The 11,449-nt window shown below is 70.4% G+C and carries 10 protein-coding genes; 6 read left to right on the plus strand and 4 right to left on the minus strand.

From position 1 onward, the window contains the following. Nucleotides 1–10: 10 nt before the first annotated feature. Complete coding sequence (locus ACFOWZ_RS37305) at nt 11–1,558, minus strand: PucR family transcriptional regulator (RefSeq protein WP_382378657.1); 1,548 nt, start codon at nt 1,556–1,558, stop codon at nt 11–13. 128 nt (nt 1,559–1,686) lie between these two features. Between ACFOWZ_RS37305 and ACFOWZ_RS37310 the strand changes: the two genes are divergently transcribed. Together ACFOWZ_RS37310 and ACFOWZ_RS37315 are read left to right on the plus strand one after the other, a co-directional pair. After that, nucleotides 1,687–4,500 carry an FAD-binding and (Fe-S)-binding domain-containing protein gene (locus tag ACFOWZ_RS37310; RefSeq protein ID WP_382378670.1) on the plus strand — a complete coding sequence of 938 codons (2,814 nt, stop codon included), beginning with the start codon at nt 1,687–1,689 and terminating at the stop codon, nt 4,498–4,500. 76 nt (nt 4,501–4,576) lie between these two features. Then, nucleotides 4,577–5,884, plus strand: coding sequence for an MFS transporter (locus ACFOWZ_RS37315; RefSeq protein WP_382378658.1), 1,308 nt, complete (start codon nt 4,577–4,579; stop codon nt 5,882–5,884). 50 nt (nt 5,885–5,934) lie between these two features. Here the strand turns inward: ACFOWZ_RS37315 and ACFOWZ_RS37320 are convergent, their stop codons facing one another. Beyond that, entirely contained in the window at nt 5,935–6,879 is a 945-nt protein-coding gene (locus ACFOWZ_RS37320) for an MBL fold metallo-hydrolase (protein WP_382378659.1), read from the minus strand. Between the two features lie 595 nt (nt 6,880–7,474). Between ACFOWZ_RS37320 and ACFOWZ_RS37325 the strand changes: the two genes are divergently transcribed. The 4 genes from ACFOWZ_RS37325 to ACFOWZ_RS37340 all read left to right on the plus strand — a co-directional run bounded on the left by ACFOWZ_RS37325 (nt 7,475) and on the right by ACFOWZ_RS37340 (nt 8,800). Then, nucleotides 7,475–7,765, plus strand: a complete 291-nt coding sequence (locus ACFOWZ_RS37325; protein ID WP_382378660.1) for a hypothetical protein — start codon at nt 7,475–7,477, stop codon at nt 7,763–7,765. Between the two features lie 213 nt (nt 7,766–7,978). Next, entirely contained in the window at nt 7,979–8,182 is a 204-nt protein-coding gene (locus ACFOWZ_RS37330) for a hypothetical protein (protein WP_382378661.1), read from the plus strand. After that, complete coding sequence (locus ACFOWZ_RS37335; protein WP_382378662.1) at nt 8,179–8,511, plus strand: hypothetical protein; 333 nt, start codon at nt 8,179–8,181, stop codon at nt 8,509–8,511. The genes ACFOWZ_RS37330 and ACFOWZ_RS37335 overlap by 4 nt, the downstream gene beginning before the upstream one ends. A gap of 46 nt (nt 8,512–8,557) precedes the next feature. After that, complete coding sequence (locus tag ACFOWZ_RS37340; protein ID WP_382378663.1) at nt 8,558–8,800, plus strand: hypothetical protein; 243 nt, start codon at nt 8,558–8,560, stop codon at nt 8,798–8,800. On the opposite strand, the gene ACFOWZ_RS37345 is transcribed toward ACFOWZ_RS37340, so the two are convergent. Both ACFOWZ_RS37345 and ACFOWZ_RS37350 read right to left on the minus strand, forming a co-directional pair. Then, nucleotides 8,793–9,788: a cytochrome d ubiquinol oxidase subunit II gene (locus ACFOWZ_RS37345; RefSeq protein ID WP_382378664.1), complete on the minus strand. Its 996-nt coding sequence runs from the start codon at nt 9,786–9,788 to the stop codon at nt 8,793–8,795. The two genes, ACFOWZ_RS37340 and ACFOWZ_RS37345, sit on opposite strands and share 8 nt — an antisense overlap. Continuing rightward, nucleotides 9,785–11,122 carry a cytochrome ubiquinol oxidase subunit I gene (locus ACFOWZ_RS37350; RefSeq protein WP_382378665.1) on the minus strand — a complete coding sequence of 446 codons (1,338 nt, stop codon included), beginning with the start codon at nt 11,120–11,122 and terminating at the stop codon, nt 9,785–9,787. Before ACFOWZ_RS37350 ends, ACFOWZ_RS37345 begins: the two co-directional genes overlap by 4 nt. Between the last annotated feature and the right edge of the window lie 327 nt (nt 11,123–11,449).

The following is an 11,449-nucleotide window of genomic DNA, read 5'->3' on the forward strand; positions in this document are numbered from 1 at the left end:
GGATGTGCGCTCACCACCCCGCCCGTAGCTCGAGCTCCAGCACCAGGCGCTGGGCCGGCTTCGCCAGGTCGATGCCGTAGGTCTCGGTGGCCCGGCGCAGGCGTTGCCGGACGGTGTTCGGGTGCAGTGACAGCTCCTCGGCCACCGCACGCACGTCCCCGGCGTGGCGCAGCACGGCCAGCAGGGTGCGGCCCAGCTCGGTGCCGCGTTCGCGATCGTCGGCGGTGATGCGGGCGCCGAGACCGGAACGCAGTCGATGATCAGCGCGGACCGCGTCGACGAGCCGCTGCGCGACGAGGTCGATCCGCAGGTCCGCCAGCGCGTACCGGCCTGGGGCCGCACCGGCCGCCCGCAGGTGCCGCACGGTGCCCTCCAGGTCCTCGCGCCGCTCGGGCAGCTCCTGCGGCGAGGTGACGACACCGCCGTCGACGAGGTGGACCGGAACGGCCGACACCCCCGCCGCCCGCCGGGTCAGCTGGTCGAGCAGCGCCGGCATCCGGACCGCCGACGCCACGTGCGGGACGTGCACGAACACGATGTCGCCGACCAGGGCGAGCGCCGGCTCGTACCCGAGCGCGCGGGCGGCCGGACCGAGCGCGTCCAGCACGCTCATCAGGTTCGTGCGCGTGCTGTCGCCGGCCGTCTCGGCCAGGCAGACCAGCGTGGCCGGGCACGGGACCGCGGCCGCGGCGCCCGGCCGGTCCAGGGCTTTGCGCAGCGCCTGGTCGCGCGCGTCCTGGTCGGCGTCGAACTGCCGGCGTGCCACCAGCATGTGCAGTGCCGCGGTGCGGGCCGCGGCGATCAGCAGCGGCTCGACGCCGACCGTCGCCGCCTCGTCCGGGAAGAGGGCCCACAGCGAGCCGAGCACCCGGTCCCCCGCGCGGATGACGATCGCCGACCGCGGCAGGTGTCCTGGCCGGCGGACCGCGTACACGGTGTTGCTGCGCCACAGCCCGGCGATCAGGTGGTCGGGCAGGTTGTCGTCGGGCACCCGGCGGGCGAGGATCCCGGCACGGCGCGGCTCGTCGATCGGCTGGCCCGGCACGCTGGAGTAGGCCACGATCGTGCGGTCGGTGTCGATGATCGCGATCGCGCCGCCGGTCGTGATCGCGACCGAGTTGGCCAGGGCGAACAGGTCGCCGCCTCCTCCAGGGGCGCCGGCGTCGGCTCCACCGCCGCGTTCCCCGTCGACCGCGGTCGCGAGCAGCGCGGAGACCAGGCCGAACAATCGCGTCCACGGCATCGCGGGGTCGATCGCCACGGCAGCGGCTCCGGCGGCCTCGGCAGCGGTGCGCAGGAACTCCGCGCCGTCGCGGTGGGACCGCACGGCCAGCACGCCGTCGTGCTCGGCGACCACGGCCAGCGCCCGGTCGAGCGCCTCCGGCGACCGCGGATCCAGTCCGATCGCCAGCTGCAGGCTGCGGGCCGGTGTCTCCCCCTCCTCGTCGGGGTCGAACAGGTCGACCGCGGCCACCGCGGCGTCTGCCGGTCCGGCCACGTGCTCGGCGATGCCCGGCCCCAGCGCCATGACGAGTTCGCTCAGTGGGATCGACGACATGGCTGCCCTCTTTCGGCGATGTTCGACAGGCCACTCAACCCGTCCCACGGATGTACGAGTGGACATTGTCGCAGAGTCTGACAGGCCGTCATGCTGGCTCCCACGACGACCTGGAGGCCGTGAAACCCATGCTGACGAAGCCGGAACCCCTGATCGAGGTCCTCGGCACCGACCGGGTCCTGCTCTCGGAGACCGACCGGGTGCGCTACGCCTCCGACGCGAGTCCCTACCTGCTCGTCCCCCAGGTGGTCGCGGTGCCGAGGGACGCCGACGACGTCGCAGCGGTGTTCCGGTTCGCCGCCGCCCACGGTCGCCGCGTCGTGCTGCGCGCCGCCGGGACCAGTCTCAACGGCCAGGCCCAGGGCGATGACATCCTGCTCGACGTCCGCCGGCACTTCGACCGGGTCGCGGTCGAGGAGGACGGCCAGATCCTGCGCGCGGGTCCCGGGGTCGTCCTGGCCCGCGCCAACGTGCGGCTGACGAAGTACGGCCGCGTTCTCGGCCCGGATCCGGCCAGCTCCAGCGCCGCCTGCCTCGGCGGGGTGGTCGCCAACAACGCCAGCGGCATGGCGTGCGGGGTCACCGACAACTCCTACCGGACCGTCGCCGCGCTGCGGATCGTGCTGCCGACCGGCACGGTGGTCGACACCGCCGACCCGAACGCCGACGCCCACCTCGCCGCGGCCGAACCCGCGATGGTCGCCGAACTCGAAGCGATCCGTGACGAGCTGCGTGCCGACACCGCGCTCGCCCAGCGGATCCGAGCCAAGTTCGCGATCAAGAACACCAACGGCTACCGGCTCGACGCGTTCCTCGACGAGACCGCCCCGGCACAGATCCTGCGGCGCCTCCTCGTCGGGTCGCAGGGCACCCTCGGCTTCCTCGACGAGATCACCATGCGGACCGTGCCGCTGGGCAAGCTCGCGACCACGGCGTTCCTGCGCTTCCCCGACCTGGCCGGCGCCGCAGGTGCGGTGCCGTCGCTGGTCCAGCTCGGCGCCCGCGCCGTCGAGCTCATGGACAACCTGTCGATCCGCAGCACCCGCGGCATCGCCGGCGCCCCGGACTGGATGGCCGGCATCGGCGAGGACGACGCCGCGCTGCTCATCGAGTTCCGCACCTCCGACCCGACGGAGCTCGAGGTGTTCGAGAAAGGCGCGGACGACGTGCTTCCCGGCTGCGCCAAGGCGTTCACCCGCGACCCGGCCGTCGCCCGAGGGTACTGGGCGGTCCGCAAAGGACTGCTCGCCGCGCTGGGCGCCGGCCGTCCGGCCGGCACGATCCTGCTCGGTGAGGACGCCTGCTTCCCGCCGCACCGGGTCGCCGAGGCCGCGGTCGCGCTCCGCGAAACGTTGGAGCGCCACGGTTTCGACAGTGCCGTCGCCGGCCACGCAGCGGCCGGCAACCTGCACTACTCGATGGTGTTCGACCCGAGCCGGCCCGCAGACGTCGAGCGCTACCGGGTCTGCGTCGACGAGATCGTCGACCTCGTCCTCGACCGGTTCGACGGCTCGCTGAAAGGAGAACACGGCACCGGCCGCAACATGGCGCCCTACGTGCGCCGCGAATGGGGCGAGCAGCTCCTGGGTCACATGCGCCGGGTCAAGAAGGCGATCGACCCGGCCGGCATCCTCGGCGACGGCGTGCTCTTCACCGACGACCCCCTGATCCACCTCCGCAACCTCAAGACGATCCCGTCGGCCGACCCCATCACCGACGGCTGCATCGAGTGCGGGTTCTGCGAACCGGTGTGCCCCAGCCGTGACGTGACGACGACACCCCGGCAGCGCATCGCGCTCGGACGCGAGATCGCCCGCAGGGACGCGCTGGGCGCCGACAGCCGACAGCTGCGCGCCGAACACACCTACGCCGCGGTCGACACCTGCGCCACCGACAACTCGTGCGCGGTGGCCTGCCCGGTGGGCATCGACACCGGCGCGGCGATGAAGCAACACCGCCAAGCCCGGCAGTCCCGGACGGCCCGCCGCGTCGCGCTGGTCCTGGCCCGCCGGTGGGCTGCCGTCGAGGCGGTGGTCCGGGTCGTACTCGACGTCGCCCGGCTGCTCACCCGCGTGACCGGCGACCGGCCGCTGACCGCGCTGACCCGGCTGGTGCGACGGTTCGGCGGCACCGGCCTGGTGCCCGAATGGCTGCCCGCCACGCCAGGACCCGCCCAACCGGTGCGCGGTGCCGCGATCCGCCCAGGTGATGCCGTCGCCGTCTACTACCCCGCCTGCGTCAACCGGATCTTCGGCGCTCCACGGGACCGCGCGGACGCGACCATCACCCGCGCTCTACCGGCACTCGCCGAACGCACCGGCACGCGCCTGTGGCTGCCCGCCGACACAGCCGGGTCCTGCTGCTCCACGGTCTGGTACAGCAAGGGGTTCCCCGAGGCACGCGCGCACGCGGCCAACGACCTCGTCGAACGCATGTGGGCCTGGTCCGACGGCGGCCGGTTGCCCGTCGTCGTCGACGCGGCCTCGTGCACGCTGGGCATCCTGGGAGATCTCGCCCCGGTGCTGACCGACGAGAACCGGCGCCGCCACGCCGCGATCACCGTCGTCGACGCGCTCGCCTGGGTCACCACCGAGCTGCTGCCGCGGGCGAGCGTGCGGCGCCGCGTCGCCCGCGCCGTGCTGCACCCGACCTGCGCCATGAGCCAGCTCGGTCTGGGCGCGGACCTGCGGGCGCTGGCCGCGGCCGTCGCCGACGACGTCGTCGAGCCGCTGGAAGCGACCTGCTGCGGGTTCGCCGGCGACCGGGGATTCCTGCACCGCGAGGTCACCGAGAGCGCCACCCGGCGCGAAGCCGTGGAGGTCCACGCCGCCGACGCCGACCTGCACCTGTCCGGCAACCGAACCTGCGAACTCGGCCTGGAACACGCCACCGGCCGCCCCTACGAGTCGGCGATCGTCGCGCTCGAACGCGCCACCCGCTGACCCCACCAGCCCCGGCGATGCCCAGTTCCGGCCAACAGTCCCCCACCACCGCGACCATCAGAACAGAGAGGTTCCGATGTCCGAATCCGCCGAATCCGTCCGCGTGGACAGCCCCACCCGCACCCGTGAGGAACGCCGGGTCCTCGCGAGCACCCTCGCCGGCACGACCATCGAGTGGTACGACTTCTTCATCTACGCCCAGGCCGCGAGCCTGGTCTTCGGCCCGCTGTTCTTCGCGCCGTCCGGCGGGTTCGCCGAGATCGTCTCGCTGGCCACCATCGGCATCAGCTTCCTGTTCCGCCCGCTCGGCGCCATCATCGCCGGATGGTTCGGCGACCGGCTCGGCCGCAAGAAGATGCTCGTTCTCACGCTGCTGTTGATGGGCGGGGCGACCACGCTCATCGGCCTGCTGCCGACCTACTCCGTCATCGGAGTGGGGGCGCCGCTCCTGCTGGTGGTGCTGCGCATCGTGCAGGGCTTCTCGGCAGGCGGCGAGTGGGGTGGCGCGGCGCTGATGGCCGTCGAGCACGCCCCGCGGGACAAGCGCGGCCTGTTCGGTGCCTACCCGCAGATCGGCGTCCCGATCGGCCTGATCCTGGCCACCGGGATGCTGTGGCTGACCAGCTCGCTCACCACCGAGGACCAGTTCCTCTCCTGGGGCTGGCGCATCCCGTTCCTCTTCTCCGTGGTGTTGATCGTGGGCGGTTACGTCATCCGGCGGATCGTCGAGGAGAGCCCCGTCTTCCAGGAGATGCTGAACCGCAAGGCGCACTCGTCGGCGCCGCTGCGTGACCTGTTCCGCTCCCACACCCGCAACGTCGTGCTGACCGCGCTGATCTTCGTGGCGCAGAACGCCGCGGGCTACCTGCTCATCGCCTACTTCATCGGCTACGGCACGTCCCTGGGCATGGCTCGCTCCAGCGTCCTCGCCGCCACCGTCACGGGCGCCGTCGGCTGGCTGGTCTTCACCCTGTGGAGCGGCGGGCTGTCCGACCGGATCGGGCGGGTGCGGACCTTCCAGATCGGCTACGCGGCGCTGTTCGTGTGGATGATCCCGTTGTTCCTGCTCATGCAGACCGCCGACGTACTGCTCTTCACGCTGGCGATCGTCGTGCTGTCGTTCGGCCTCGGCCTGTCCTACGGCCCGATGTCGGCGCTCTACGCCGAGATGTTCCCGCCCCAGGTCCGCTACTCCGGCGTGTCCATCGGCTACGCCCTGGGCGCCATCCTGGGCGGCGCGTTCGCCCCGACGATCGCACAGGCACTGGTGAAGTCGACCGGCAGCGTCGTCTCGGTCGGGGTCTACATCATGGTGCTGGCGGTGATCTCGACGATCGCGGTGTCCCTGGTCCGAGAACCGCGAGGGGTGGACCTGCAAGCCTGACCGGTCAACGCGAAGGTGTGGCGCACAGGGCCAGTGCGCCACACCTTGTCTCAACCGCCCGCGGCGATGATGTGCCCGCGCACCATGTTGGCCATCACGTTCATGAACCGCTGTGTCCCGGACACCCCGACGACGAAGGGGTTCCGCGCGTTCCCCAGCTGCGCGATACGTTCCAGTCCGTTGTCGCAGAACGGGTGGTTCGACAGCTCCACATCGACGCGTGCCTGGCTCATCCGGTTCCGCAACAACTCCACTGAGGACAGATAGGTGCGCAGGTTCGCCGCGGTGTCGGGCGGCCTGGTGCCGCCCCACAGCATCGCGGTGTGCCGCCTTCCCTTGTCTCGCACGGGGAAGATCGGTGACACACTGCCGGGCGTGTGACCGGGGGTGAGGTTGAGCGTGACGGTGGTGTCCCCGACGGTGAGCTGCTGGCCGTCGCTGATGTCGAGGTCGCGCCGGGGTTGGTTGGACTGCGTGGTGCCCGCCATGTACGTCCAGTCGGCAGCCGACATCATGACCCTGGCGCCGTACGTGTCGGCGAGGTACTGCGCCCCACCGAAGTGGTCGAAGTGGCCGTGGGTGACGATCACGTACCGGATCGTCGCGGGGTCGGCGCCGAGGGTGCGCAGCCCGGACGCGATGACGTTCTCGGCTTCCGCGGGAGTGTTGAGCGCGTCGATCAGCACGATGCCGTCGCTGGTGAACAGGGCAAGCGCCGAAACCCAGCCGATGCTGAGCACCGCGACGTTGTCGAAGACCTTCACCGGAGCCGGTGCCGGCAGGTCAGGGAGTACGAAGTCGCGGCTCAGGGCGTCGACGAGATCCAACAGCACGGGATCGCGCCCCGCCAGCCTTCGCGCTTTGGCGTAGTAGTGCTCGGCCGTCTCTGTCGCCGCGTTCGCGACACCGCCACCCAGGAGGGCGGCGGCGCCGACACCGGCCGCGTAGCGGCCCAGTTTCCGGCGTGACAGCGGGGAATCGAAGTGCCTGGACAAACGGACTCCTATCTGTGGGGTAGTTCCCGGTGACTGGCTTTGCGCAGTCCGGGTCGATCCCGCGACGCGGGCCTCGGGCAGCGTCCACAGCGCCGCGAAGGTCGCCAGTACCGTCGGGCTCAGTGCCGACAGACCGTGGTTGCTCAGGATCATCAGGTCCCGAGGTTCGCCACCAAGCGGCTTCTCCTCCGGGTCGACGGTGACGCCCTCCAAGTCGTGGTGTGCCACCATTCGGCCAGTCCGAATCGGACAGGACGGTGCCGTCCAGATCGATCTTCACCAGGTTGGACGCGGTCACCTCGTGGTCCATCGGCCCGAACGGGTTGATCAGCAGGTGTTCCCTCCTGCCCCGGCACCCGCGCCGTGATGCGGTTGAAGATCATTTCGATCAGCCGAGGTAGTTGAAGATCCGGTAGCAGGCGCAGTTCCAGCCGCGCCGGCCACTCCGTCTCGCTCATCGACACCTGCCTCGCCTCCGGTGCTCACAGAATGCGCCAGCAGCCGAGCGCATCACAATGTCGATGCCGACACTGAAAACCGCTGACCAGTGTCGAGTTCCACACAGGGATGAGTCCGGACACCGTTGGCAGCTCTGATGAACGCATCGCAGCCCGACCTGATCGATGTGTCCGTCGCGGGTGAACCCGCGCACGCCGTGCACGATGTCGAACTGCCCGACTGCCAGTCCGGAGGGGCGGCCGGCTTCGGGCACCTGCTGTCAGACGCTTCGGGACGGTCCCACCACGACCAGCGACGTGACCGCCCCACGTCGAAGAACTCCACCACTTCCGAGCCGACACCGTCGATCAACTCGTCGGAGACCGTCCGCTGCCACGCTCGAGAAGTCTGCGGATCCTGGAACTCACTCGTCGACATCCGGCCGTAGAACGCGAACCGAACGCCCGCCTCGGGCACCGGCGTTGGCGCTGGTCGGTGGTTTGTCACCGCAGCCAGCAGTTCCACGTTCGTCAGCGCGGTCATCATCTGCGCCCTCAGGTCGGAGGCGAGACCGCGATGCCGCAGTCGCGTGACGACATGCGGCTCACGTCCACCCGAACAGCGCAGTCCGCCACTTTCCAGCAGCCGATCCGCCGCCGGGTTGATCGAGGCATCTCGGCATCGGGCGCTCGGCGCACAGCCCGCGCGGTTCCAGAGCGACTACGGGCACCACACGGTCGAGGCGACCCGCCTCGACCTCGTCCAGCAGCCGTTCGAAACGATCATCCCGATCGGCTGGGCGGCGGTGGTTGCGGCCCTGGCCGTTCGTTTGCTCGGTGTTTCGGCGGGTAGCCGAGCCGCGTGAGCACAGACGAACTCCCTCTGCCCGACTACGACCAGCTCCCTCTGGGAGACCTGAGGCACCGGATCCGCTCGCTCACCGAGGAGGGTCTTCGTGCGGTCCTCGGTCACGAGCGCGAACACGGCAACCGCCTGCCGGTGCTGCAGCTGCTCGAGGCACGACTGGACGAGCTCGCCGATGGCGCCACTCCCACGGGGGTCGACCAGCGCGGCGCACCCGGTGTCAGGCAAACCCCGACCGAGCCTTCCGCTTCTCCCGCGCACTCGCCCGACGACCACACGCCGCTGCGACACGGCGTCTACGGACAGACTCCGGCACGCGGACGCGACTGACGACTGCCGATACCGACAACGTCCACTTGAGACGATGGACTCCGCCATGCCTTCAACACCTTGCCCCGACCGCGGTTCGGTCGTCACCTACCTCAATCCGGAGGCGTTGCATCCCGCCACCGTCCTCACCGGCGTAGTTCTCGGGACGCACGTGACCGATCCGGAGACCTCTCATCTGTGGGTACCGGTGATGTTGCCCGACAGCACCGTTGTGGTGCTGGACACCGTGCACATCATGCAGGTCGAGCCACCGGCCTGTCCCCGCCGAGGGCCGGAGCCCGCTACCTGACGGACCGTTGGAACAGCACGTAGAGGTAAGCCAGCGAGGGAACCAGGATCAGTGCGCCCCCGCCCAACGCGACGAGCAGGGCGACAAGAGTGTTCCGGCCGGTCGCGGCCTGGTCGACGGTCAGGGACGGCAACAACACGTACGGGTACTGCCCCACCGCCCAGCCGAGCAGGATCGCGGTGACGGCGAGAGCCGAGGCAATCCTGGCGACGGTGTAGCGGCGGGCCAGCAGCAGGGCGAGCGCACCGAGCCCGGCGATGATGGACAACACCACGACCGGCAGGCCGCGCCCGATCAGCCCGTCGAACAACAGTGGTGCGTCGGCGTGGAGCACCGCGATCCCGGCCAGGCCGACCGCACCCGTCACGGCCGCGGTCACCAAGGCGCGCAGGCGGAACGCGTCGGCCAGGTCGTGTTCGCCATCGCGCCGGGCGTCGCCGCACAGGAACACCGCCGCCAGATAGGCGCAGACCAGCACGGCGAGGGTGCCGCCCAGCAGTGAGGTGGGGTTGGCCCAGCTGGTCAGCACGTCGCCCTCGGCGATGCCCGGCGGCACGCGGCCGGAGGCCACACCGCCGACCACGGCGCCGAGGAAGAACGGTGTCAGCAACGAGGACGACGCGAAGGCCGCGCCGAAGAAGCGGCGCATGCCCGGCGTGCTCACGCTCTTGCGGTAGGCGAAGGCCGCGCCGCGGGCGATCATGCCGAACCCGGCCAGCGTGAGCGGGATGTACAGGGTGGTCACGGCGGCGGCGAACGCACCGGAGAACCCGGTCCACAGCACCACCAGCACGAAGATCAGCCAGACGTGGTTGGCCTCCCAGACGGGGCCGATCGAGCGCTCGATCCGGTCCCGCACCCGGTGCCCGCGTTCGGTGCCACCTGCCAGCAGGTCCCACACGCCGCCGCCGAAGTCCGCACCGCCGAACAACGCGTAGGCGACCAGCCCCGCGAACGCCGCTCCCAGCACCGTCTCCGCGAGTGTCACCGCTGCTCCTGCGGCACCGGTGTGTCGCGGTCCCGAGCGAGCCTGCGCAGCACGACCACGGTGAAGGCGGTGAGCACGGTGTAGACGCTCACCACCGCCGCCAGGCCCCAGCCGAGACCTGGTGCTGGGCTCACCGCGTCGGCGGTGCGCAGGATGCCGTAGACGACCCACGGCTGCCGGCCGACCTCGGTGGTGATCCAGCCCGCTTCCATCGCGATCACCGCGGCCACACCCGATGCCGCGACGGCTCGCAGGAACCACGCGGTGTCCGGCAAACGCCGTCGACGCCACCACACCAGGCCGTACCACGCGGCGAGCAGCAGGAGTGCGGTCCCGATGCCGACCATGGCGTTGTAGGCCAGGTGCACGACGTTGACCGGTGGCCGTTCGTCGGCCGGCACCTCCTCCAGACCGGGCACCACGCCGTCCGGGTCGTGGTGGATCAGCAACGACAGCGCGTACGGGATCTCCACGGCGTAGTGCAGTTCGTTGTCGCGGTAGATGCCACCGATCGACAACCCGGCGCCGGAGGTCGTTTCGTACTGGCCTTCCATCGCAGCGAGCTTCGCGGGCTGGTTGTCGGCGACCACGTTCGCGATCCAGTCCCCGACGCCGATCTGCACCGGGGTGGCGATCGCGGCGACGGTGAGCGGGATGAGCAGCCCGGCCCGGTGGTAACGGTCGCGGCGGCCGCGCAGCATGCCGACCGCGTAGACCGAGGCGATCAGGAAGCCGGTCACCATGAACGCCGCCAGCCACATGTGCACGAACTGCGCCCAGGTCGATGGACCGAACATGGCGGCCCACGGCCGTGCGTCGACCACGTCGCCCTGTTCGTCGAGCCGGAACCCGGTGGGGTTGTTCATCCAGGCGTTGGCGGAGACCACGCAGAACGCGCCCACGACGCCCGCGACCACCATGGGCAGCGCGCTGAGCATGTGTGCCCGCGGCGACAACCGGTTCCAGCCGAACAGGTACACGCCGACGAAGATCGCCTCGACGAAGAACGCGAACCCCTCCAGCACGAACGGGAAGCCGAACACCTCACCGAAGCGGCCCATCAGCCCCGGCCAGAGGATCCCCATCTCGAACGACAACAGCGTGCCGGACACCGCGCCGGCGGCGAACAGCACGCCCATCGCCTTGGCCCACTTGTGCGCCAAGGCCGCCAGCGCTTCGTCACGGCGCCGGTGGCCGCGCCACTCGGTGAACACGACGATCGCCGGGAACGCGATGCCGAAGCAGGCGAACACGATGTGCCAGCCCAGTGACAACGCCATCTGCATGCGCGCCGGGTACAGGTTTCCGCTCGCGTCAGCCAGGAACTCCAGCACGCCCCTCCTCGGATCACCCCTTTTACCCGTGCGGCATACCCGGCACCGAAGCTCTCAACCCCGCTGCGCCGAAGCCATATTCGAGCGAACACCGGGTATTCAGCGCCATCGCGTCTCGCGCGACAAGGGGTGGTGCACCATGTTGAGGATCCGTGTCACCGGTACGTCTGCGGCGAAGACCGAGCTGGAGGTGGCCGGGTTGCTGGACGTGACCGGCACGCATGTTCGAGAACTGAGCCGCTGCGGCGTGACCTAGCGCCTGTATCGAAGTAGAGCGCCTCAGGCCTACCGGACATATTTTTTGGCGCGAAAAGCACGTTCGGGCCA

Source organism: Lentzea rhizosphaerae, from assembly GCF_042649515.1.
Classification (GTDB): Bacteria; Actinomycetota; Actinomycetes; order Mycobacteriales; family Pseudonocardiaceae; genus Lentzea; species Lentzea aerocolonigenes.

Coding starts and splice junctions, on each gene's coding strand:
- ACFOWZ_RS37305 (WP_382378657.1), bottom strand. CDS start 1,558: ATGTCGTCGATCCCACTGAGCGAACTCGTCATGGCGCTGGGGCCGGGC.
- ACFOWZ_RS37310 (WP_382378670.1), top strand. CDS start 1,687: ATGCTGACGAAGCCGGAACCCCTGATCGAGGTCCTCGGCACCGACCGG.
- ACFOWZ_RS37340 (WP_382378663.1), top strand. CDS start 8,558: ATGCCTTCAACACCTTGCCCCGACCGCGGTTCGGTCGTCACCTACCTC.
- ACFOWZ_RS37315 (WP_382378658.1), top strand. CDS start 4,577: ATGTCCGAATCCGCCGAATCCGTCCGCGTGGACAGCCCCACCCGCACC.
- ACFOWZ_RS37325 (WP_382378660.1), top strand. CDS start 7,475: ATGAACGCATCGCAGCCCGACCTGATCGATGTGTCCGTCGCGGGTGAA.